Source organism: Paenibacillus xylanexedens (genome assembly GCF_007680605.1).
Classification (GTDB): Bacteria; Bacillota; Bacilli; order Paenibacillales; family Paenibacillaceae; genus Paenibacillus; species Paenibacillus xylanexedens_B.
Map to the genome: position 1 here is coordinate 72,797 of NZ_VEIO01000010.1, position 22,295 is coordinate 95,091.

Below are 22,295 nucleotides of genomic sequence, written 5' to 3' on the forward strand. Positions count from 1 at the left end.
GGAAATGCCGTATTTTTATTGCATTTCATGCTAAAATGAAGGTAGTAGTGATTAGGGAAGGAGCATGTCCATGACATCATCCGTTTTGGCATATGAAAAGGGATATGCGATCCATGTGAACCAGCCGGGGGATTCGCTTTATTATTACCTGGATTATGACGAGCGTTCACATGATCTCAATATGGAGTTTCAGCATTTTCACGATTTTTACGAAATTTGCATTTTGCTCGATCGCACGGCTGCACATATTATTGAAGGCAGTTTATACGAGATGCAGCCCTATGATATTGTGTTGCTTCGGCCTGCTCTGCTTCATAAAACCCAATATCCGAAGGGCTTGCCGCCCAAGCGGCTAATGATTAATTTTGATATGCCTCGCAGTATACCTGGACTTGAGAACGGTTACAGTGAGCTATTTACAATATTTAATGCGGAGGTTCCTATTTTCCGATTCCCGGAAGAGCGGCGTAAGGAAGTTTTTGCGCCCCTTAACGACATTTTTGCGATATCACAGCAGTTATCTCCTATTCAATCGGTAGCTATTCATCATAAATTTGTCGAGTTTCTATGTGGTCTTCATCGTTATGCGGCGGAGAATAGTTATGTACGTGAGGAAAAAGGATCTTCCATGACCCAGCGAATGTATGCTATTGCATCGTATATTCACAGTCATTATCAGCAGGAGCTGTCACTGGATGAGGTGTCCAGACGTTTTTATGTCAGTGCACATCATTTATCGCGCCAGTTCAACAAAGTCACAGGCTTCACGTTTACGGAATATGTGCAGATGACCCGGATTCGAAATGCCCAACAAATGCTGATACATTCGAGTGAGAAAATTACGGATATTGCTACCCAATGCGGCTTCACCAGCTTTTCGCAGTTCAATCGCATATTTAATAAGCAGAATGGAATGTCGCCAAGTGCGTATCGGCGTAGTAGACCTGCGCAGGATGAGCGTGAGATGGTGTATGTGGGTGAAAGACACAAGATGACTTAATCCAGGTGAGCGGCGGGAGTGAGTAGATTAGTTTAACCTGAATCCGTTCCCGTCGAGTTTAATTTAATTGTTATGTTAATTTAAAAATAGAAGCACGATAAGGCCTCCAATCCGAATTAGTTTGTGACTATTTTTCTCTAGAAAATATTGTAGCTTTACCGATTCTGCGTTCCCCATTCGCACAGCTGTTCCAACACGGGCAAAAGGGTTTGTGCTTTGAGTGTCAGTGAATATTCTACTTTGGGCGGGATCTGCGGGAATTCCTTGCGCTTAACTAATCCATCAGCCTCAAGCTCCTTGAGCTGTGCACTTAAAACTTTGTACGTAATTGCTCCAATCTGCCGCTGCATTTCATTGAAACGAACCGGTTGCCTGGCAGCGAGCAGATATAAAATAATCATCTTCCACTTTCCGCCGATGACTGACATGGTGTAGCCAAAGGGTGTATCTTGAATAGCCGTATTCTCACCGTTAAAGTCGGATATGCCCATGTTTACACTATCCTTTCAGATAGTACCTATCATTATTGTGCGTACTACCCTAATCTTTTTGCCCAGTCTATACTAGCCTTAATTTAAAGTAAAGGGGCTAGGCATATGAACAACATTCAAACGTACAATCATAATCTCTGGGATCATGGCATTTCTCAGGGCTACCTTGTCAACAATACGTTGTACATCTCTGGACAATTTTCTCACAACACAGAAGGTGACTTTGTAGGAGAGGGAGACATTCGGGCGCAAGTGTTACAGACATTGATGAATTTAGATACCGTATTAGCGCAGTTTGGTGTGACAAAGTCCAATCTCGCATATGTTGAACTATACTTGACTCGGGCACAGGAGCATGGTGAGATCGCCATCGAAATGTTTAAAGAATATATCGGTGAGCATCGACCGGCGGGAAGCATGATTGGGGTAAGTTATCTGGCGTTCCCGGAACAGTGGGTGGAGATTCGAGCCGTTGCTCATGTTGGTTAAAAAAATGAGAAACATATGTGTATACGAAAGGGCTGTGGGTCCGACCTTGGAAGAATTGCTTGCACAGTGCAAACCAGAAAATCGCCATGATGAAGTTGATTTTGGCAGAGAAGGGAAAGAATTAATCTAAATGAGTGAACGGGGAGATGTAGTCTAAGGCCCCCGATGAAGTTGTCAGAGAATGTCTGGATAAGATTCGCATGTTTTTGTAGTCGTTTGAGTCATTCGTAAAATATATGCTAAAAAGCAAACCCCCTGAAAAACGGGTTTGCTTTTTCTCTAATCTTACACTGCCTGTATATATTATACGTAAAAATAGTGCTCTCTTTACACCAAATCTTTAGGTGCAAGCTCAATGGCGGAACGAATGGCGGCCAGCATGCTTTTGTCGTCGGCGATGTTTTTGCCTGCAATATCAAAGGCTGTGCCGTGGTCAACCGATGTGCGGATGATGCCGCCCTTCAGGCCAACCGTGATGTTCACGCCTTCCTCAATGCCCATCACTTTGATTGGGGCATGGCCTTGGTCGTGATAGCAGGCAACGACGATGTCGAAGTCGCCGCGGCCTGCGCGGAAGAAGAGTGTGTCCGCTGGCAGTGGGCCAACGACGTTAATGCCTTCCTGCTGCGCACGCTCAATGCCGGGCTGCAGCTTTTCTTCTTCTTCCCCGTTGCCGAACAGGCCGTTCTCTCCGGCATGGGGATTAATCCCGCATACCGCGACGCGTGGATTGTCAAAGCCTGCTTTTTTCAACGTATCATGAGCCAGCTTCACGACTGTATAGGTTCTTTCCGGGTTAATGCTCGCGATGGCATCAATCAGGCCCATATGGGTGGTTAGGTGAATAACGCGCAGGTTAGGCGTAGTGAGCATCATGGAGAAGTCCTCGGTGTCCGTCAGATCTGCCAAAATCTCCGTATGGCCCGGATACAGATGGCCTCCCAGGTGAAGTGCCTCCTTGTTAAGCGGTGCTGTGCAGATCGAGTGAATCTGTTTCTTTTTCGCCAAATCAATGGCTTTTGCAAGAAACTGAAATGCTGCATCTCCCGAGACAGCAGATACTTTACCGTACTCCAGATCAGCAGGAACAAGGTTCAGGTCGATGACGTCGACAGTACCGAATTCATATTTAGCTTCTTCTGGCTCCTGAATAGCATTCACTTTCAAGTTGGAACCGATCACGGGCAGTACACGCTCCAAAATCTTTGCATCACCGATCACAAGCGGTTTGCACTGATCATACACCTCTTGATGTCCCAGTGCTTTCATAATAATCTCGGGTCCGATGCCTGCGGCATCGCCCATTGTAATACCTACTGTGGGTTTCATACGAGAATGCCCCCTTTTAATTTTTGAATCGCTCGGATAAAGACGTCCGGTTTGCCGAATCCGCCGGCTTTGGTAATCACATATAAATCTTCAATACCCATAAATCGGGAGATCGGCACGCCGATCTCAAGTTCATCCAACAGTTCGAAGCCGCTGATGTTCCATTTCAGACATATCTGTTTGGCGGTATCGCCGCCTGTCATGGATACCCCTTTGAAAAGTCCCTCTTCGAGCAGTCTGGCACAAATTTCGCCTATCGCACGAACGATTTCGTTGCTGACTTGGGTGTGATTCAAACCCCGATTCTCACCTGTTGCTCGCGCCAGTTCAATATCGATAGATTCAGCGGTAGAGTAGAGCACAACGTCCTGTCCCTCCAACGCTTTCGTTCTAACCTCATTGTAGACACGCTCCATCTCCGCAGTACGATCCGCTTCTGCCGATACGGCTTTGAACGAATGAAACGATACGGACGCGATTCGAGACTGACGGAGCAAACGATACAACTGCTCACGAGAGTTTTTGTTCACGCTACCGACGACGGTCAAGATGGGCCCCGTATTCTCCGGGATGGTGAGTGCGGCGGATTTGGATTCCAGCTCATAGTGAGCCGGGAGATAGTTCGCAATTCCTGCTGAACCCGCCCAAGCAAATGTATATGGCATGTCCTGTGTCATCTGCAAAATTTGCTCCAAATGTGCTTCCTCCGTGGAGTCCACCAGCACATAAGGGATGTCGTTTTGGTTGAACTGCTCCAGTTTGGCGTATACGTGTTGTTGTCCGGCTTCCAGATCACCTACGGTAATCTCACCCACGTGATATTTTGTCTGTTGCTTGAGCAGATCAGGCAGGTAAGAGAGCGTCACGGGTGTCTTCGGATCAAGAGCAATCTCTGTCTCCGCAAGTGGCACGCCGTTCAGGTAATGAGTGCCCTCCCGAATGGTGCGGTTATTTTTCGGATATCCCGGGGCAATCATCATGAAATCCGGTTGTACAACGTCATATACTGCATCAATCTCGATCCCGATATTGCCTCGCATGGTGGAATCCATTTTTTTGAAAAGCGTATCGAACCCATTCTCCGTCAGCAGCTTGGCTGCACGATACACACGATCATAAGCTTCAGCTGCTACAACAGAACGGCTGTCTGTATCAAAAACAACGGTATCATAAGAGGCTAGTGAGGCCTCGTCCATATTAAATAGAACACTCGTCTTCAGGCCATGCCGGGCTAGCTGCACCCCGCTGTCATTGGCACCGGTCAGATCATCTGCAATAATGGCCAGTTTCATGCAGTCATCCCTCCTTTAGTTTTCGTTTGTTACATTTATGTGGTCGGTCGTTCATTATACTTGGCAACCCCGCCCGATTTCTCCAGCCGTTTGGAGAGGAAGCCGATAAAGATCGGCAGTAGAATCGCCGTGGTCACAACACTTGCCGCAATCTGCACCGTAGCAATCTCCGCAATCGGGCCGAATGAAGCGTTGGCAGCTACGATGGCAGCCGGTGTACCTACTGCGTTACCCGCTGTAGAGCCTTCGGATGCGCCGACAATCGGATTCCAGCCGATCGCTTTGAAGAGCAGATATCCGATACCACCTGTCAGAAGCACGGTCAGCACGCCGAGCAGAATTCCGCCAAGTCCGCCTTGGATAATGGAGGAAAAGTTAATGCCCATACCGAGAGCAAAGGCAAAGAACGGGACAAGCTTATCACTGCCTTTGTGCAGCCATTCAGCCATATTGCGATCCAGATTACCAATAATGACACCAACAATCAGTGGAAGCAATACTGCAACAAAGGACATCGGAGAGAACATGCCATTAGCAAAGCCCATCGCACCAAAGATCGAGAGCGCTACCATGGTTAAAAAGGGCCCGTCACTAAGTGCGAGGAACGGGTAGGCTGCCTTGTCATCCTCTTTACCGTATTGGCCCGCAAGTGCAATGTAGAGGCCGCCGTTGGAATTGGTCATGGCAGCGATAATGGCAAGGGGAGCAAGTCCTAGAAATAAGCCGTTTGAGTCGGCGAATAAAATAGCGATAAATCCAAGGCCTGCGCCGATCGCCCATTTGAACGTAAGCAGGGTCAAACCTTTGCCGACAGAGGAACCAGCTGTTTTAAATGTGATCTGTGTACCGGCAATTAACAGGAACAAAGCAATGAGTGTGCTCGCACTGTTTACAAAGAGGGCTTCTGTAAAACCTCCGATGCGCAGCGCATTCGGGAAAAATGTATTGATCGTTGCACCTAGCAACAGGGGAACAACCATCATACCGCCAGGGATGCGATCGAGCGTAGCTTTAATGTTCATAATCATAGCTCCTTATGAAGTAATCGTTTTCTTAAGCGCTTGCAGAGACTATGTTAGCTTAGATTGTTTAAATTAGCAACATTAAATTATTGTAAATTTAAATTAACTTTATAATTGTTTAAAAATGCAACACATTATCATGTGCAGTTTATATCTATTAAATGAGCACATGGAATGCTGTTCTTGAAAAAGAAGCCCATAAAAAAAGGCGTAAACTTAAAGTTAATCTTTAAGTTTACGCCATAATGTGGCTCGGTTAATCCCCAGACGCTCGGCGGCTTTGGATTGATTGTTATTTTCTTCCTGTAGTACCCGCTTGATGACTTCCTGCTCAATTTCTTTTAATGTGCCACCAAGCTTCATTGCGCTTGCATTTGCCGCAGACTGTTGATGAAGTAAACGGGTTAAGGTTTCACTCGTAATGACATAATCCGGTGCATTCAGCGCAGCTTGTTTGATCAGATGTTTCAGTTGATTGACGTTCATCTGTGCGGCCTGATCCCGAATTAACTGTAGTGCATCCTCCTTGATTCGTACAGCGGTAGTGCCGTATTTGTGATAATACCCGGTCAGAAAGTGTTGCATCAACGGTTCAAGATCCTCCGTACGTTCGGCAAGGCTTGGCATCATGAGTGTGTTCAGCTTTAGTTTGAGTGCCCAATTCGGATCAGGCACATGCTCGCTTAGAATAAACAGGCCGATGTTGTTTTGGAGACAGGCCTCGATGAAGGTAAGGAGCTCAGGATCGTTCAGGCGTGATTCGATCTGATTCAGCTCGACCGTTTTCACCTTGGTTAGCGGAATTTTGTGCAAATGGCCTGAAGGAACCTGGGAGAGATCCATTTGCAACAAAAGTCCGCCGCCAGCATGCATTTGATGCATATGTTTGACCAGAAAGGATTTACCAGAGTCGGCTTCGCCCAATAAGTATATCGCTTCATGATGCGCATAGAGTGCGCGGATATTCTTTAATACGGCCTGCATGGCAGGTGATTCGGCAACGATGGGCTCCATCGAGGAATCGGTAAACGTGGTGATGCCAAATTGTGCAAAAGCGTAAGGTTCTCCTTTTTCCAGCAGATACACCTTGTAGCTCTTGTTATCCAGCTTGGTTTCATAAGCCTGCACCGTCAATTGATAATCGTTTACCATAAACACGTTTTGAATTTTGGATTGGTGGAACTCCAGGCTTGTGTTCATCAGATATAGGTGATTATCGGTGAGTGGATTATGATCAAAATCAGCCCAGTTTTCAAACACTACTTCGTCCTGTTCGCCTAAAATGAGCAGATTCGGATGCTCTTGGGTCACGAGATCATTGAGTATGACGGATACGGTCTGATTTTTGCTTAAATACCGGTAGACTAGCTGTGCGTCCTCCATGGCTCTGAGAATGGATTCGGTGCCCGATTGAATCAATAAACCGTCCAGACCGTAGGCCTTTGCGGTATTCACGGTAATAACGTCACCCACAATCTGCTGGTACCCGGAGGCCTTCAGCTCCAGTAGTAGCCTGGCGACTTCTTCGGAGCTATGTATGGTGTAAACTTTGAGCGGCAAATCCATCAGGTCGATGATGGACTGGGCGCCGGATGTAATGTTGGAGAATCCAACGATAGCCGTATGTCCGTTGAACTGGCTCGCCAGTGTGAGGGAGCGGATCATGTCATAGCCGGATAGCTGCACATCGATGACCGGAACGGTCACCGCTTGTTTAATGAGTTGTGCGGTTCCGCCGCGGCTAATAATAATGTCTGCACCGTTTTTTTCGGCTTGAATGGCCAGCTCTACCCCTTTTGCCAAGTCACCCACATCGGTCTGGATGGATAGCTCAGGATAGCGCGGTATGCATTCTTCTATAATAGGAATCATCGATTCATAAGGAGCGATGAAGTGAACTCGTGTACGCATAGTTTTCCTGCCTTTTATAAAATCATTGATCCCTTTATTATAGCTAATTTGAAGAAGAAAGGCATCTTTGAAGGGGAGTGAAGCAAGGTGCGAAGAACGATGTGACGAACTGCACTGAATCAAAACAACATGTATTTCAAAATTAAAGCATTAAGGAAGGGATTTACCTGATTGTAACGTTAGAGCGCGTTTGCGATCATCAAAGCTAATTTATATAAAGGAGTAGAGACATATGCCAAATATACATAAAGCCGCTGATCCGGATCACATTATCCAATGTGTGGTGGAGCGATTCCCTTGCAGAGTGCTGTGGAGCGAAGGCCGTCCGTGCCTGGAGTATCAGCTGCAAGAGGATGTGGCAGTGATTACGGAATACGTGCGGACTGCATATGGCGTGGAGCTGCTAGATGTCTTTTTTACAGCGTTGGAGAGCCTGCCTGAGGAGATGTAGCCAGAGCTTAGAATCATTTTAATGAAACGTATGCGGTGTTATTCATGTATTATATTCATATGAACATACCCGAAGGAGGAACAAATGGTGGGAATCTTATCGAGGTTTAGAGACGTGATGAAGGCCAATGTGAATCATATGCTGAACCGGGCGGACGATCCGGAGAAAACGGTGAACGAGTACATGCGGAGCCTGAACAGTGATTTGGGACAGGTGAAAGCAGAAACGGCCGCGGTGCTGGCAGACGAAAATCGGGCGAAGCGGGCACTGGATGAGTGCCAGGCTGAGGTGAACAAGCTGCAGCGTTATGCGGAGAAATCGGCGGAGTCGGGTGATGTGGACAAGGCACGGAGCTTTTTGGAGAAAAAAGTGAAGCTGGCTGACAAACGCAATGAATTACAAGCGGCATATGACCGGGCTTCCGCCAAAGCACAGATGATGAAACACATGAACGACAAACTTGTTGCAGATTTGGGGAAATTGGAGGCAAGACATGCAGAGCTGAAAGGGCGCATGGCTGATGCCAAGGCACAGCAACAAACCAATGAACGTAATGCGTCTGCAAGTCGTGCTGAATCTGCGTTTAAAGCGATGGAAGATCAAGCGAATCAGGCATTAAATGAAGCGGAAGCACTTGCCGAGCTTCGTGCGGGCACACAGGAAGATGATCTGGATGAACTGATTGCGCAGTTAGAGCGGGATATGAACGCGGATGCGGGTAATAGGGAGAGAGAGAATCCAAGTCCAACTGCGGACGAGGAGCTGGCAGCGATTCAGGAGAAGCTAGGGAAGTAATTAAAAAATTGCTCTGAGACTGCATTCTTGGGTCTTTCCGAGTATAGCTTACCCTAGGGTTAATTCGTTTATTTACACAAAAACGGAGAGGACAGAAAAAACCTGAAGAAGCGTAGCTAAAAGCTTTCTGAAAGAAAGCTAGCATCGGAAGCACACGCTTCGCCTTTATCACCGGATTTTCCCTTTGAGAAAAGGGAATTCAAAAAATCTGGGGATAACAGCGATTGGAAGGTTATTCTGTCATCGGAGTGCACGTGTAAATATTTATATGAAGCTATGATTGAAAACTGAATCAGACACGGAGGTGAACAAATGCCAGTAATCGAATATAAATGTCCCAACTGCGGCAGCGGCATGATTTTTGATAGTGTGTCCGGTGCATTATCCTGTCCGAGCTGCGGGCGGCAGGACAACATTGAACAGCTCCCTGATCCCTTGAAGAAGCAGGTGTTTACGGAGGGGGAAGTGAAGGAGTATCACTGCAACAGCTGCGGAGCAGATATCGTGACCGAACCGGAGACAAGTGCAACGACATGCAGTTTCTGCGGTGCGGCGGTGGTGCTGAGTGATCGGCTGACGGGCAATTTGGCCCCGGCGATGGTGATTCCTTTTTCCATCAACAAAGATCAAGCGAAACAGGCGTTCAAAAAATGGTGCAGAAACGGTCTGCTCACGCCCGGTGGTTTCATGACCGCTGATCGGATCCAGAGCGTTACCGGCATATACGTGCCGTTCTGGCTTTATGATTTACATAACCGAATTGAGGTCCATGCTCAGGGTACCAAGGTACGATCCTATACGCAGGGTGACTACCATTATACGGAGACGCAGCATTTTGATATTTATCGTAAAATTCGGTTGGAATACGTGAATTTGCCCATCGACGCATCGAAAAAAATGAACGACGAGCTGATGGATAAGCTGGAGCCGTTTCCCTACAATGAGCTGAAATTGTTCAAAACCCCGTATCTGGCGGGATATATTGCGGAAAAATACAGTTATTCCGAAGATGAGCTTTTCCCACGGGCCAAGGATAAGACGAGATCCTACATTGATTCTTACATCGCCTCTACCGTATCGGGATATACAAGCGTGAGCTACACAAATAAACATATCGATACCACGCTCAAAAATGCAGACTATGTCCTGTTACCCGTATGGATGGTCAACTATGATTACAACCACAAACAGTACACCTTTGCCATGAATGGACAGACGGGCAAAGTGGTTGGCAAACCGCCGATCAGTAAAGCCAAAGTTGCTGGATGGTTTACGGGTGTGGCCGCCGTTTCACTGTTATCACTGAAGCTGGTGTCGTGGATGATGGGAGGCGGATTCCTGTGAGCCAAAAAAGACCCATAGTTGCGATGGCTGCGCTAATCGTACTTCTAGTGACCATGCTCGCTCCGATCTTTCCGATATCATCGGCATCCGCAGCGGAGAACAAAAGCCTCATCTACGATGAGGCTAACCTGTTAAGTGAACAGGATCGGAATGAATTAAATGCACTGGCAAATCAGTATTCGGCGGAGCGTCAGACGGACTTGATCATTTACACGACTAACAACGAGGAACAGAAAAGTGACAAGCTGTTAACTCAGGAATTCTACGATAACCGTGCACCAGGGTATGATAAACCTCATGGGAACACCGTTATGCTGACAATGGATATGTATCATCGGAATGTTTATGTGGCGGGTTTTTATAAAGGTGAAGAATACGTCGACAACGACCGAACAGCTAAAATTACGGACAAAATTTACTCGGACTTGTCAGAAGGCAATTATCGGATCGCTTTTGAAAAGTTTCTGAACCTCTCTTACGAATATCTGGATCTCAAGCCTGGAGTGAACCCGGATAATATTTTATTCAAAACATGGTTTCAGCTTGCAGCCTCTGTAGCGATTGGTGGTATTGTCGTTGGCGTCATGACCTATCGTTCGGGCGGACGTGTGACGGTGAACCGCGCGACTTATGAGGATTCCGATAACTCTCATGTGATTGATCGTCAGGATCGATACATTCGCACAACGGTCACTAAACGTAAAATTGAGAAAAGTAATAACAACGGCGGAGGCGGCGGTGGAGGTACGACCGCAGGCGGACATTCGCACAGTGGTAGTAGCCGATCGTTCTAACCGCAATCACCAGACACATCGTCAACATTTAATAAATAATGGCAAAACGTAGATGAAGCCTCACAGGTTTAATATAGAAGGGACGGGATTAAGCATGGGATTTTTTAGAAATCAGTTCTCCAACGTAGTGGAATGGGAAGAGTTTAGAGATGATATGATCTTCTGGAAGTGGAATAACCGGGAGATCAAAAAGGGCAGTAAGCTGATTATCCGCTCGGGACAGGATGCGATTTTCCTGAATAACGGCAAAGTGGAAGGGATTTTTGAGGACGAAGGTTCGTTTAATATCGATTCGGAGATCATTCCGTTTCTGTCTACATTAAAAGGATTCAAATTCGGATTCAACAGCGGTATGCGGGTTGAGGTATTATTTGTGAATACCAAAGAGTTCACCGTACGCTGGGGCACGCAAAGTCCCGTCTTGATTCCGACACCGCAACTCCCAGGCGGCATGCCGATTCGGGCGAACGGAACGTTTAACTTTAAAGTGAGTGACTATGTGACTCTGATTGATAAAATTGCAGGCATCAAACAGAGCTACCTGGTCGAGGATGTCAAAATCCGCATCACGTCTGTGCTGGATCAGTTACTGATGAAGTGGATTAGCCGTGAGGGCAAGGATATGTTCAATCTGCAAGCGAACGCCTCGGATATTGCACGTGGTATTCAGGAGGATCTGGATATGCAGATGATGGATATCGGAATTGGCATTACCGGCTTCCAGGTGATGAGCTTCAATTATCCGAAGGAGATTCAGGATATGATCACCAAAACGGCTTCTCACGAGATGATCGGCAATCTGCAAAAGTACCAGCAGGTGAGTATGACCGATGGGATTTCCTCCGGTAAAGTGCAGGGCGGCGGTGCAGCCTCCGATATGGCAGGCATGATGATGGGCATGAACATGGCGAATGAAATGCTGAAAAACATGAACCAGAACAATCAGAACTCGAATCATCAAAGTTCAAACAACCAAGGGAACAACCAAAGCAACCAGAATCAAAGTCAACAGCAGAATAGTAATGCAGGTGCATCACCGTCTTCTGGTGGGGATGGCAAAAAGCCAAACTTCTGCCCGAACTGTGGCGCCAAAAATGAAGGAGCCAACTTCTGTCCGAACTGCGGACAAAAGCTGGGCTAATATAACAGATATATGAAGAGCCTGCTTACCAGTAAGTTATGACTACGGTGCAGGCTCTTTCTTCTTGCTTTTTGCATAGAATAGCTTTACTTGCTCGGGTTATATTAAAAGTGTTCTAACACGATTTTCCCAATCGTTGTGCCTCTTTCTAATAAGGAATGAGCTTCTCTTAGATTTTCAGCATTAATCGGGGTAAGCCGTTTGTTCAGAGTCGTTTTGATGGCTTGATTGTCGATTAAATCCGCTACTTCATTTAAAAGTCGATGTTGCTCGATCATGTCTTCTGTCTGAAACATGGATCTTGTAAACATCAGCTCCCAAACAAACGTGGCACTTTTGTTTTTGAGTACATTTAGATTTAGAGGAACATCTGTTTCAACAATGGAGCAAATTTTTCCTTGAGGGGCAATGGACTTCGACATGTTTTCCCAATGTTTTTCGGTTGTGTTCAGGCATAGAATGTAATGAACGGTCTCGAATCCCAATGGTTTTAATTGTGGAACGAATTCTTCATAGTGATTAATGGTATGATCCGCCCCATGTTCCTTTGCCCACGCAACGGATTCAGGTCGAGAGGCTGTGCCAATAACGGTTAACCCTACACGTTTCGCTAATTGAATGGCTATAGAGCCAACTCCGCCAGCGGCACCAATAATTAAAATGGTTCTATTTTTATTTTCATCAGGATTACGACTAATGTTCATACGATCAAATAAAGCCTCATAAGCCGTAATTGTTGTTAGAGGCAGTGCAGCGGCTTGTGCAAAATCCAACGATTTTGGCTTTTTGCCTACAATCCGTTCGTCTACAAGTTGAAATTCACTATTCCCGCCTTGCCGTGTGATGTCACCAGCGTAGTAGACCTCATCTCCCGGTTGAAATAAAGTACAATCCGGCCCCGCTTCTTCAACAATGCCTGCTACGTCCCAGCCTAATATTTTAGGCTCTTTCTCCACTTTTTCTTTTGGGGATCGAACCTTATAGTCGACTGGGTTTACAGCCACGGCTTTGACGCGAACAAGTACATCCCGTCCTACAGCACTTGGTTTACTGATCTCCACTTCTAACAAACTTTCTGGATGCTCAATGGGTAAGTAACGATACAGTCCTACAGCTTTCATGGTTTCCAACATTCTTCATCCTTTCCTATCGTTTGATAACGGTATAAAGTATCACTAGCAGAGAGACAACCCATGGATACTTCTATATCTGCTATAATAGTGCAAACACTTCATTTTCGTAAGTACGCACATTTTTGTTGTATAGTATTCATTTTTATACTAATGCTTGATGGAGGTACCCATGGATAATAGTTATAACCCTTACTCCGCTTGTCCCAACCCTTACGGATGTCCTGTGGAGGCTACGCTGGATGTCATCGGGGGGAAATGGAAGGGTATTATTTTATATCACTTGCTGTCAGGAACAAAGCGATTTAATGAATTTCGCAGACTGATGCCTGACATTACACAACGGATGCTGACTCTTCAACTTCGGGAGTTGGAAAATGACGGAATCGTGCACAGAGAAGTCTACAAAGAAGTTCCACCAAGAGTAGAGTATTCGTTAACCTCGTTCGGTTTTACACTAGAACCGATTATTATGCTGATGAGAGATTGGGGAGAAAGGTATAACAAAGAGATTGCAATGAAGAGGGGGGTTTTGGAAAGTACCGAATCTTAAATCAGAGAATCGACCTTTCAATATTGGAGAAAGCAGATGCCTATGCACTGCTTTTTCCTTACTAAGATGGTGCATTCTCAATCCGTTAGTGACGTAATCATTTAGCTTAAATATAGAGGACAAAGTGTTTTGAACAAAAGTGTTGACAAGCGAAATCAAATCAATTATCTTTATATTAAGATATTTAATTTGAATGAAAGTGACAGTAAGGTTGACTCAAGAATATACTCAAATAAATATCTTCAATTGATTGATAGGAGGAGAGATCCAGATGATGATTCCAACATTGACGCGAATTAATGAACTCGCGAGAAAAGCCAAAGCGGGTGGATTGACGGAGATGGAGCAAGCAGAACAGACTCGCCTTCGCCAGGAATATTTGCAGACTTTCCGTGGTTCGGTCAACGACATTTTGCTGAATGCCACCATCTACGATCCAAACGGCGATGACGTGACTCCAGATAAATTGAAACAAGAGCAGGCCTCCAGACAGAATCCTTAGAGTATGTTGCAGAAGCAGAAGGGGCATCAAAGGTTCCCTGATCGGGAGTTAACACGATAAACTGTGCTACTCGTGCGGATGTTAGTTTCAATCCGGCACTAGTAACACAGATCATATATCTTAATTTAAAGATAATTAAAATTCATTATAAATAAGTGCACAAACCGAGGAGGAATAATCATGAACATTCAAACAACAGGAATTCACCATATTACCGCTTTTGCTGGAGATCCGCAGGCTAACGTTGACTTTTACGCTGGAGTTCTGGGACTTCGTCTGGTGAAAAAAACAGTGAACTTCGACGCACCGGATGTATACCATCTGTACTTCGGAGATGAGCACGGCAGTCCAGGCACCATCATTACTTTCTTCCCGGCGGCAGGTTCACCACGAGGCCAGATTGGCGGCGGTCAAGTCGGCATTACTTCATATGTCATTCCACCGGGTTCTATGGACTTCTGGCAAAATCGTCTGGAAGGTTTTAATATCGAAGTGACTCGAACTAACCGCTTTGATGAGGAATTGCTGCAATTCGAAGACAGCGAAGGCTTGCGTCTGGAGCTGGTTGAGCGGGAAGAAGGACTGGCAAACACTTGGGTGCAGGAAGGTATTCCTGCTGAATATGCAATCAAAGGGTTTGGTGGAGCCGTACTGTTCAGTGTGAATCCACAGCGTACGATGGATGCGCTTGAGCGTATTCTCGGATTTGTGAAGGTGGGCGAAAATGAGGAATATGCCCGTTTCCGTTCCATCGGAGACATTGGCAACATCGTGGATGTGCCTGTTACCCGTGTACCGCTTGGTATGGGCGGCGCAGGAACGGTGCACCATATTGCATGGCGCGCAGTCGATGACGCACAGCACGCACAGTGGAGCGAAGCCGTACGTGAATACGGGTATCAGCCGACCCCAGTCCGGGATCGCCAATATTTCAACGCGATTTACTTCAGAGAAGCTGGCGGCATTTTGTTTGAAATTGCGACTGATCCTCCAGGCTTTGCAAAAGACGAACCAGCCGAAGCACTTGGGCAGAAACTGATGTTGCCGGAGTGGTTTGAGCAATACCGGACTCAGATCGAGGATAATCTGCAACCGATTCAAGTCAGAACCCTTACTCCTGTCACAGATTGAGATAGGGTGAGGTAGAGATATAAAAGATATTGGAAGGTTGTTCTGTCTTCGAAGTTTGCGTGTGAACACCTTTGTTTCAACGAATATGAAACTAAACCAAAAGGAGCATTGAGGGATGATGGAGAAAAAGGTCACTTGGCTGGAGCTGTTCTATGATTTACTTTTTGTCGCGGCAGTCTCCAAAGCAGGCCATGTCTTGTTACATGCCGAGCACGGCGTCATTACATGGGAATATTTATTAAAGTTCGTGTTAATCTTCATCCCGGTATGGTGGGCGTGGGTGGGCCAGACCTTATTCATCAACCGTTATGGTCAGGATATTCTGAGCCACCGGATTTTCCTCATTCTTCAACTGCTGTCCGTACTCATTATGACGGCGAGTCTTTCTACTCATTTTGACGAACACTATCTGTCCTTCTTCGTAGGTTACATTGGTTCCAGAGCAATTACCGCGATTCAGTACCTGACGATCCACAAGTCGAAAAGCGAGCATCAGCAGCGGGCTGCCCGTTTCCTGGGCATCTCGTTTATTATTGGTATTGTAATCTCATCTGGTTCACTGTTTTTTGATTCATGGGTTCGTTATGTGATTTTGTATGCGGGGATCGCCGTGGATATTATTTTGCCGCTACTCGGCCGTAAAAATCTGGTGAAGGTGCCTGTGCAGACCCATCATCTGCTGGAACGTTTTGCTCTCTTTACGCTCATTCTGCTGGGTGAATCCGTTGTCAGCATTATCGCGGTATTGTCTGCGGATCATTGGGATCTGAAATCCATTCTGTTTACCGTCTTCACCTCTCTGTTTGTCATCGCCATGTGGTGGCAGTACTTCGATAACGTGGAAAAGAAAGTGAGCAAAGAGATGCAGACCGCCGGGCAGGCGATCATCTACGGACATCTATTTATTTACATCTCCATGAGTATGATCGCTGCTTCGATCCAACTGCTGTACCAGAACCTGCTAAGCTATGAGTTTATGCTTGCGTTTGTATTTGGCTCGGTGCTACTGTATTTCCTGTCGACGACCCTTGTGTTTCATCGCTACAGACATCCGCATCTCCGTCTCCGTCCGACTCATATGGTGGTCATGGTGGGGCTGTTAGTGGCCTTTGTGGTGGTGGATCTAATCTACCGCGTTCCCGGATATGTAATCATGGGTGAGGATATGTTGTTCTTTTTGGTATATGCGAAGCTGACGACATGATCTTGTTTATATAAAAAAGAAGCGAGAGCCACGGACGACTTTGTTCGTGGCTTTCATTTTTGCTATAAGAACATAAATATTTCTCATATATTTTCATGTATGCAATCTGTTAAGATGGGATTAGGTAAAAGTAAATCTGCCATATCGAAAATTTTGTTCTGTTTTTAAATGAGCTTAGTCGGGGAAAGAGCGGTATTAAGGTATTTTGCAATCGCAGAGAACTGCGGTACGATTTAATCTTGTTTATAAATAGCCGTTTCACACAGATATGGAGATAACATTTCAGGAGGGAAATCACTTGAGTACGAATCTAATTGGTGTTCCATTGGAAGGGTTTGCAGAGTTTAGCCGCACGGTAGCTGCCGAAGGGGCGGTTTTGCTTAAAAACGAAGGACAGGTGCTTCCACTTGGTCATTCCGAAAACGTTTCAGTTTTTGGCCGAATTCAACTGAATTATTATCGTAGCGGCACAGGTTCAGGCGGGAGCGTTCATGTCGCATACACCACGAATCTGCTGGACGGACTGCGCAGTAAAAAGAACATTACCGTTAATGAAGAACTGGCAACGGTTTACGAGAAATGGATCGAGGAAAATCCGTTTGACGATGGTGGCAAAGTCTGGGCAGCTGAGCCATGGAATCAGAAGGAAATGCCACTCACGGATGAACTGGTTGCGCAGGCTAGAAGTAAATCCAGCAAAGCCATTGTGGTCATTGGGCGCACCGCGGGGGAAGATCAGGATAATGCAGATGCACCGGGAAGTTATCGTCTGACAGACGATGAGAAGGCGATGCTGAAGCATGTGACGAACCATTTTGAACATACAATTGTAGTACTTAATGTCTCCAATATTATGGATATGAGCTGGCTGAACGAAACGGTTCTACATCCGATTCAAGGTGTGATCTACTCCTGGCACGGCGGCATGGAAGGCGGTAACGCGATTGCGGACGTACTGGCCGGAGACGTGACACCAAGCGGTAAACTTACGGATACGATTGCATATTCCATAGAGGATTATCCGTCCACAAGTAACTACGGAAACGAGTTTAAGAACCTGTATCAGGAAGATATTTATGTGGGTTATCGTTTTTTCGAAACGTTTCGACCTGAAAAAGTACAATTTGAGTTCGGTTATGGCTTGTCATACACAACTTTTGCCACACAGATCGAGGAAGCCCGTACGGTGACCGAAAATGGCGAGACGTCGATCGAGGTTCGTGTGAACGTGACCAACTCAGGTACAACCTATGCGGGTAAAGAGGTGGTTCAGGTTTATTACGAAGCACCGCAAGGAGAACTGGGACAACCCGTGAAGGCGCTGGCTGCTTTTGGAAAAACAGGACTGCTACAGCCCGGCGATTCCGAGCTGTTAACGATCCGTTTCCCGGTAAATCGCATGGCTTCGTATGATGATGCGGGTGTAACGGGATATGCTTCCGCATACGTGCTTGAAGTTGGAACATACCGTCTGCATGTGGGTACGAGTGTGAAGCAGGTAGAGCATGTTGGCGTCGATGGCCAAGACGGCTACGTTGTGGACACGGTTCAACTGGTGGAGCAATTGCAGGAAGCAATGGCGCCAACGGAAGATTTTACACGCATGAAACCGGGTACTCGCAAGGCAGATGGAACGTATGAGCTGACGTATGTAGATGTGCCAAAGCGCAAAGTGTCTATCGCAGACCGCATTACGCAGAACATGCCCCAAACGTTGGACCAAACGGGAAATCAGGGTTACAAGCTGAGTGACGTAAAGGCGGGTAAAGTGAGTCTGGAGACCTTTGTAGCTCAACTAAGCGATCAGGATTTGGCAGCAATTGTACGCGGCGAAGGCATGAGCAGTCCGCTGGTTACTTCGGGAACGGCATCGGCGTTTGGCGGTGTGAGTGACAGCCTGTTCAATTATGGCATTCCTGTGGCCTGTACGGCAGATGGCCCGTCCGGTATCCGTATGGATAGTGGGGAAAAAGCAACACAAGTATCCATCGGAACGCTACTGGCGGCAACGTGGAATACAGATTTGGTAGAAGAACTGTATGTGATGGAAGGACAAGAGCTGCTTCGCAATCAGGTGGACACCCTGCTCGGACCTGGACTCAATATCCGCCGCAGTCCGCTGAATGGTCGTAACTTCGAGTACTTCTCGGAAGATCCGCTGATCTCAGGTGTATTTGCCGCGGCTTGTACGAAAGGTATTATGAAGGGCGGCTCTAACGCCACTCTGAAACACTTTGCCTGCAACAACCAGGAGAAACACCGTAGCAAAGTCGATGCCGTTGTATCCGAACGTGCGTTGCGTGAAATTTATCTGAAAGGGTTCGAGATTGCGGTGAAAGAGGGTGGAGCGAACTCCATCATGACCTCTTACAATCCGATTAACGGGCACTGGGCTGCGTCCAACTACGATCTGAACACGACGATTCTGCGCGGAGAGTGGAACTTCGACGGTATTGTGATGACCGACTGGTGGGCCATCATGAACGATGTGGTTGAAGGCGGAGAAGCGGATCGCAAGTTCACGAACTGGATGGTTCGGGCACAGAACGACCTCTACATGGTTGTGCCAAACTATGGCGCTGAGATCAACGGCTGGGATGACAATACCATTGAATCGCTCGAAAATGGAACCTTGACCCGCGGCGAGCTGCAACGCTCCGCGATCAATATCTGCAAATTCATCATGAACGCGCCGGTATCCTCACGCAAACATGAGATTGTAGAGAACGTGGCCTCGTTCCAAGCGAACGCGTCCCTGTCAGCGGCAGACGCTCAGTCGCTGGCCGAGAATGCACAGGTGAAACCTGCCGTAGCAGAGCCTGTGTATATGAAAGTGGATGAAGCAGGCCAGTACCGGATTATTGTGCAGATCATGTCACCTGAGCCTGAACTGGCACAAAGTGCATGTAATGTGCTACTGAATGGTCAGCTTGCGACAACGATCCAAACGAACGGTACAGAAGGCAAGTGGATCAGACAAAAGCTGGTGAAAGTGCAGCTGGAAGCAGGGGGGTATGAACTCAAGCTCGACTTCACTAAACCGGGTCTACAGATCGATTGGATCGAATTCAAGCAAGTATAGGTTGGTTAGGTCAGGTAGATTGGGTATAATTCTGTGAGCTTAATAGAGATATAGTTTTATGCGAATTGGCTGTTGTTTGGGCTGGGTTTTTGAAAGAAGAAGGGTAACCAAGCAGTAATAAAATCATTGTAGCGATGTAACAATGATAGAGATGATAACAAAGGACACTGCTTGCGGTGTCCTTTTGTTGTCACCAGAGAGACAGGCTGTTATGATCGAGTTACGGGATCGTGGTCAAACAGAATAATGGGGTCAGGGGTGTGGCAAACGATGAAAAGATACAATTATTTAAGTCCGATTCTGCTGATTGTCGTTGCATTAATTGTGCGAGGTCTGGTTACTAACGTGTGTATGCTGTTTGGACTGTCGCAAGAGGTGTCCAGTAATATTGCGATGCTTGCCATGATTATTGTGGCTTTAATTATGTTCAACCGCATGACAAAAGCCCGGCGTAACAAGTAGATCGGTACAACCTGCGATGAGTTAAGTAGATATAAAATAGCAATCTTGAAAGCCCTTTATTTATTTAAGGTTGAGGAGCATGGAAGACTGGAACATGTCACTACGGTGTTAGGATATGATACAAAGACGATGCAGAGAATCTTTTGCCTCGTCTTTTTTGCGTCATGTGTGAGAATCTCTTTAGACATAAAAGAAACGGCACAGGATAATTCCTATACCGTTTCAGATTGCATTTTTCTGCTGAATTTTGCGTTTGAGCTAAACTTATGACATTGCTCCTAAAAATCATTTGTTTCGGATCGAGAAAGGAGTATGAATATATTACTCTGTTTTTTCATCATCTAATCGCCGACGAAATACCAAAGCCGAGACAGCAAATATAATAAAAGATGATGTTGAAGCAACAGTAACCATCTTTAACACATTTCCTATCGGTGGATTAAACAATAGAGCAACAGAGAAGATTAAAACGGCACCCGTTAAACCCATTCCCAAAATGGAAAACGCTAAAATCCTGTTCATCAAATCACCTCACATATACAGACGCAAAAAAGAGGGGGACAGTTTCCTTTTTATTTTGTTTAAAACTCTAAAATAATAGTATAACCACCTATATATACGACACACCATAGCAACAAATTCTACATACTAAGTGAGAGAATCCGACCATAAAAGAATATTTTGTTGTTGGCATGATGTTATGGTAATGCTGTTCAGCAACTCCGAAGCTATTGATGCGTCGGTAAGGTTTCAACTCAGACGATTTTAATGTTGTATCAATCTATAATCCTATACTGTAATCATATGTTCCGTTCGCCCATCCTTTAAGAAAGATTCAAAAAAGCTCATATAAGAGCATTGACGTTGCATACCTAACGTTTTAGACTGAAGATATAAATAAATAACGGTATGAATAACAAAAATAACAAAAGATGTGGATAGCAAAATGGATAAAGGTATAGGAATTAAAAAAATCAAATTGTAATCAATTAAAGCCAATAATTAAGCATTACGTTCATGGAAGCCCTGGGAACCTAGAATCGTTTAACTGGATTAATGTTAGCTAACGTCTTTATTACTCCAATTTACAGGAGGCTCGCTCATGACGATTAAGGCGGAGAAACAGTATGTTTTTCGGGAAGGACAGCTTTTTCAGAGCAGTCATGCGTCCACGATTGCTGTTTTGCCAGGTGGGGTGGTTATTGTGGCTTGGTTCGCAGGTTCGTATGAAAAATCCAGCGACACCGCCATCTGGATGGCTATTCAGGAGCGAGATGGCTTGTGGTCAGCGCCGCGCAAAGTAGCGGATGAAGAAGGTATTGCCCATTGGAACCCGGTGCTGTATGCACATGGGGGTTCACTTGTACTCTTTTACAAGGTGGGACACGAAATTACAGACTGGCATACTCGCATCATACGTTCGGAGGATGGCGGGCAGACATGGACGGAGGCTCGTGAGTTGGCTCCCGGTGATGTGGGTGGTCGTGGTCCGGTGCGCAATAAACCTGTACGGCTAACGGATGGAACCATTTTGGCTCCATCTTCTATTGAGCGAATGGATATGGAGAGTCCGGGCAAACAGGTGTGGGAAGCTTTTATTGATATTTCAACCGATGAGGGCAAGACATGGACAAAAAGTAAACCTGTGCCGATGAACCTGTCTGTTTATGTGGGGGCGAATCATTGGATTGCAAAAGGTCTGATTCAGCCAGCTCTGTGGACTTCAAGTGGGGATGATGTACATATGTTACTCCGTAGTACGGAGGGGAAGATTTTCCGCAGTGACTCGGCGGATGGCGGCAGGACATGGTGTGAAGCGTACCCGACAGAACTGCCAAACAACAATAGCGGAATTGATGTCACACGCCTGGAGAGTGGCTTGCTTGCGCTTGTTTACAATCCCGTGAGCGGATATGCGACAGAGAGTCCCCGGACACCACTGGTGGTTGCTTTTTCGAATGACAATGGTGCGAGCTGGGGAGATGAATGGGTGCTTGAAGATGAGCCGGGAGAGTATTCATATCCTGCCATCGTATCTCAGGGGCAGAACCTGTACATTACTTATACGTGGAAAAGAGATCGGATTGCGTTCTGGAAACTGAACGTTTATACATGGGAATAAGCAAGGGCCGCAGAAACGCTGATCAGGCGTTTAATCGGTCCTTTCTGTCG

The 22,295-nt window shown here is 46.2% G+C and carries 21 protein-coding genes and 1 pseudogene; 15 read left to right on the forward strand and 7 right to left on the reverse strand.

The genetic code is table 11. The features are described 5' to 3' along the window. The first annotated feature begins 70 nt into the window (after window positions 1-70). On the forward strand, window positions 71-1,000 hold the full coding sequence (locus FS818_RS25660) for an AraC family transcriptional regulator (protein WP_145335977.1): 930 nt from the start codon (window positions 71-73) through the stop codon (window positions 998-1,000). A gap of 155 nt (window positions 1,001-1,155) precedes the next feature. Here the strand turns inward: FS818_RS25660 and FS818_RS25665 are convergent, their stop codons facing one another. Further along, entirely contained in the window at window positions 1,156-1,491 is a 336-nt protein-coding gene (locus FS818_RS25665; RefSeq protein ID WP_145335979.1) for a winged helix-turn-helix transcriptional regulator, read from the reverse strand. 105 nt (window positions 1,492-1,596) lie between these two features. Here FS818_RS25665 and FS818_RS25670 point away from each other — a divergent pair, with 105 nt between their 5' ends. Both FS818_RS25670 and FS818_RS29445 read left to right on the forward strand, forming a co-directional pair. Next, a complete protein-coding gene (locus tag FS818_RS25670; RefSeq protein WP_145335981.1) occupies window positions 1,597-1,980 on the forward strand; it encodes a RidA family protein in 384 nt (127 codons plus the stop codon). A 40-nt stretch (window positions 1,981-2,020) separates the two neighbouring features. Then, window positions 2,021-2,110 (forward strand): annotated as a pseudogene (locus FS818_RS29445) (AbrB/MazE/SpoVT family DNA-binding domain-containing protein); the annotation flags it as partial. A gap of 197 nt (window positions 2,111-2,307) precedes the next feature. Here FS818_RS29445 and pdxA read toward each other — a convergent pair. From pdxA to FS818_RS25695, 4 genes are all read right to left on the reverse strand, one after another. Beyond that, entirely contained in the window at window positions 2,308-3,309 is a 1,002-nt protein-coding gene (pdxA, locus tag FS818_RS25680; RefSeq protein WP_145335983.1) for a 4-hydroxythreonine-4-phosphate dehydrogenase PdxA, read from the reverse strand. Further along, window positions 3,306-4,601 carry a four-carbon acid sugar kinase family protein gene (locus tag FS818_RS25685; protein ID WP_145335985.1) on the reverse strand — a complete coding sequence of 432 codons (1,296 nt, stop codon included), beginning with the start codon at window positions 4,599-4,601 and terminating at the stop codon, window positions 3,306-3,308. Before FS818_RS25685 ends, pdxA begins: the two co-directional genes overlap by 4 nt. Window positions 4,602-4,636: 35 nt before the next feature. Next, a complete protein-coding gene (locus tag FS818_RS25690) occupies window positions 4,637-5,623 on the reverse strand; it encodes a 2-keto-3-deoxygluconate permease (protein ID WP_123066206.1) in 987 nt (328 codons plus the stop codon). A 222-nt stretch (window positions 5,624-5,845) separates the two neighbouring features. After that, window positions 5,846-7,534, reverse strand: a complete 1,689-nt coding sequence (locus tag FS818_RS25695) for a PrpR N-terminal domain-containing protein (protein ID WP_145335987.1) — start codon at window positions 7,532-7,534, stop codon at window positions 5,846-5,848. Window positions 7,535-7,766: 232 nt separating this feature from the next. Here FS818_RS25695 and FS818_RS25700 point away from each other — a divergent pair, with 232 nt between their 5' ends. The 5 genes from FS818_RS25700 to FS818_RS25720 all read left to right on the forward strand — a co-directional run bounded on the left by FS818_RS25700 (window position 7,767) and on the right by FS818_RS25720 (window position 12,059). Further along, window positions 7,767-7,985: a hypothetical protein gene (locus FS818_RS25700; RefSeq protein ID WP_145335989.1), complete on the forward strand. Its 219-nt coding sequence runs from the start codon at window positions 7,767-7,769 to the stop codon at window positions 7,983-7,985. An 87-nt stretch (window positions 7,986-8,072) separates the two neighbouring features. Continuing rightward, the gene (locus FS818_RS25705) at window positions 8,073-8,780 is read left to right on the forward strand and encodes a PspA/IM30 family protein (RefSeq protein WP_186375602.1); all 708 of its coding nucleotides are present in this window, start codon (window positions 8,073-8,075) and stop codon (window positions 8,778-8,780) included. A gap of 312 nt (window positions 8,781-9,092) precedes the next feature. Further along, window positions 9,093-10,124 carry a TFIIB-type zinc ribbon-containing protein gene (locus tag FS818_RS25710; RefSeq protein ID WP_145335993.1) on the forward strand — a complete coding sequence of 344 codons (1,032 nt, stop codon included), beginning with the start codon at window positions 9,093-9,095 and terminating at the stop codon, window positions 10,122-10,124. Between the two features lie 23 nt (window positions 10,125-10,147). Continuing rightward, window positions 10,148-10,918 (forward strand): TPM domain-containing protein, encoded by a 771-nt coding sequence (locus FS818_RS25715; protein WP_145336096.1) that lies wholly within the window; start codon window positions 10,148-10,150, stop codon window positions 10,916-10,918. Window positions 10,919-11,012: 94 nt separating this feature from the next. Further along, a complete protein-coding gene (locus tag FS818_RS25720) occupies window positions 11,013-12,059 on the forward strand; it encodes an SPFH domain-containing protein (RefSeq protein WP_145335995.1) in 1,047 nt (348 codons plus the stop codon). A gap of 104 nt (window positions 12,060-12,163) precedes the next feature. On the opposite strand, the gene FS818_RS25725 is transcribed toward FS818_RS25720, so the two are convergent. After that, entirely contained in the window at window positions 12,164-13,192 is a 1,029-nt protein-coding gene (locus FS818_RS25725; RefSeq protein WP_222128839.1) for a zinc-binding alcohol dehydrogenase family protein, read from the reverse strand. 169 nt (window positions 13,193-13,361) lie between these two features. Here FS818_RS25725 and FS818_RS25730 point away from each other — a divergent pair, with 169 nt between their 5' ends. The 6 genes from FS818_RS25730 (at window position 13,362) to FS818_RS25755 (ending at window position 20,123) form a co-directional block, all read left to right on the forward strand. After that, window positions 13,362-13,742: a winged helix-turn-helix transcriptional regulator gene (locus FS818_RS25730; protein ID WP_145335997.1), complete on the forward strand. Its 381-nt coding sequence runs from the start codon at window positions 13,362-13,364 to the stop codon at window positions 13,740-13,742. Between the two features lie 274 nt (window positions 13,743-14,016). Next, window positions 14,017-14,244: a DUF896 domain-containing protein gene (locus FS818_RS25735; RefSeq protein ID WP_090924289.1), complete on the forward strand. Its 228-nt coding sequence runs from the start codon at window positions 14,017-14,019 to the stop codon at window positions 14,242-14,244. A gap of 180 nt (window positions 14,245-14,424) precedes the next feature. Next, a complete protein-coding gene (locus FS818_RS25740) occupies window positions 14,425-15,375 on the forward strand; it encodes a ring-cleaving dioxygenase (RefSeq protein ID WP_145335999.1) in 951 nt (316 codons plus the stop codon). A 115-nt stretch (window positions 15,376-15,490) separates the two neighbouring features. Next, entirely contained in the window at window positions 15,491-16,579 is a 1,089-nt protein-coding gene (locus tag FS818_RS25745) for a low temperature requirement protein A (protein ID WP_145336000.1), read from the forward strand. Between the two features lie 268 nt (window positions 16,580-16,847). Further along, window positions 16,848-19,661, forward strand: coding sequence for a glycoside hydrolase family 3 C-terminal domain-containing protein (locus FS818_RS25750; RefSeq protein WP_397351818.1), 2,814 nt, complete (start codon window positions 16,848-16,850; stop codon window positions 19,659-19,661). Between the two features lie 270 nt (window positions 19,662-19,931). Continuing rightward, the gene (locus FS818_RS25755) at window positions 19,932-20,123 is read left to right on the forward strand and encodes a hypothetical protein (protein WP_090924244.1); all 192 of its coding nucleotides are present in this window, start codon (window positions 19,932-19,934) and stop codon (window positions 20,121-20,123) included. 321 nt (window positions 20,124-20,444) lie between these two features. On the opposite strand, the gene FS818_RS25760 is transcribed toward FS818_RS25755, so the two are convergent. Then, window positions 20,445-20,645 (reverse strand): hypothetical protein, encoded by a 201-nt coding sequence (locus FS818_RS25760; protein WP_145336004.1) that lies wholly within the window; start codon window positions 20,643-20,645, stop codon window positions 20,445-20,447. Between the two features lie 580 nt (window positions 20,646-21,225). On the opposite strand from FS818_RS25760, the gene FS818_RS25765 reads away from it, so the two are divergent. Then, window positions 21,226-22,245 carry a sialidase family protein gene (locus FS818_RS25765; RefSeq protein ID WP_145336006.1) on the forward strand — a complete coding sequence of 340 codons (1,020 nt, stop codon included), beginning with the start codon at window positions 21,226-21,228 and terminating at the stop codon, window positions 22,243-22,245. The last annotated feature ends 50 nt before the right edge of the window (window positions 22,246-22,295 follow it).

Bases quoted from the DNA above. Each gene is read 5' to 3' on its own strand.
- FS818_RS25715 (WP_145336096.1), top strand. From the start codon at position 10,148: ATGGCTGCGCTAATCGTACTTCTAGTGACCATGCTCGCTCCGATCTTT.
- pdxA (WP_145335983.1), bottom strand. From the start codon at position 3,309: ATGAAACCCACAGTAGGTATTACAATGGGCGATGCCGCAGGCATCGGA.
- FS818_RS25755 (WP_090924244.1), top strand. From the start codon at position 19,932: ATGAAAAGATACAATTATTTAAGTCCGATTCTGCTGATTGTCGTTGCA.
- FS818_RS25660 (WP_145335977.1), top strand. From the start codon at position 71: ATGACATCATCCGTTTTGGCATATGAAAAGGGATATGCGATCCATGTG.
- FS818_RS25740 (WP_145335999.1), top strand. From the start codon at position 14,425: ATGAACATTCAAACAACAGGAATTCACCATATTACCGCTTTTGCTGGA.
- FS818_RS25745 (WP_145336000.1), top strand. From the start codon at position 15,491: ATGATGGAGAAAAAGGTCACTTGGCTGGAGCTGTTCTATGATTTACTT.
- FS818_RS25720 (WP_145335995.1), top strand. From the start codon at position 11,013: ATGGGATTTTTTAGAAATCAGTTCTCCAACGTAGTGGAATGGGAAGAG.
- FS818_RS25690 (WP_123066206.1), bottom strand. From the start codon at position 5,623: ATGAACATTAAAGCTACGCTCGATCGCATCCCTGGCGGTATGATGGTT.
- FS818_RS25700 (WP_145335989.1), top strand. From the start codon at position 7,767: ATGCCAAATATACATAAAGCCGCTGATCCGGATCACATTATCCAATGT.
- FS818_RS25735 (WP_090924289.1), top strand. From the start codon at position 14,017: ATGATTCCAACATTGACGCGAATTAATGAACTCGCGAGAAAAGCCAAA.
- FS818_RS25685 (WP_145335985.1), bottom strand. From the start codon at position 4,601: ATGAAACTGGCCATTATTGCAGATGATCTGACCGGTGCCAATGACAGC.
- FS818_RS25760 (WP_145336004.1), bottom strand. From the start codon at position 20,645: ATGAACAGGATTTTAGCGTTTTCCATTTTGGGAATGGGTTTAACGGGT.
- FS818_RS25765 (WP_145336006.1), top strand. From the start codon at position 21,226: ATGACGATTAAGGCGGAGAAACAGTATGTTTTTCGGGAAGGACAGCTT.
- FS818_RS25750 (WP_397351818.1), top strand. From the start codon at position 16,848: ATGGAGATAACATTTCAGGAGGGAAATCACTTGAGTACGAATCTAATT.
- FS818_RS25670 (WP_145335981.1), top strand. From the start codon at position 1,597: ATGAACAACATTCAAACGTACAATCATAATCTCTGGGATCATGGCATT.
- FS818_RS25695 (WP_145335987.1), bottom strand. From the start codon at position 7,534: ATGCGTACACGAGTTCACTTCATCGCTCCTTATGAATCGATGATTCCT.
- FS818_RS25725 (WP_222128839.1), bottom strand. From the start codon at position 13,192: ATGTTGGAAACCATGAAAGCTGTAGGACTGTATCGTTACTTACCCATT.
- FS818_RS25730 (WP_145335997.1), top strand. From the start codon at position 13,362: ATGGATAATAGTTATAACCCTTACTCCGCTTGTCCCAACCCTTACGGA.
- FS818_RS25710 (WP_145335993.1), top strand. From the start codon at position 9,093: ATGCCAGTAATCGAATATAAATGTCCCAACTGCGGCAGCGGCATGATT.
- FS818_RS25665 (WP_145335979.1), bottom strand. From the start codon at position 1,491: ATGGGCATATCCGACTTTAACGGTGAGAATACGGCTATTCAAGATACA.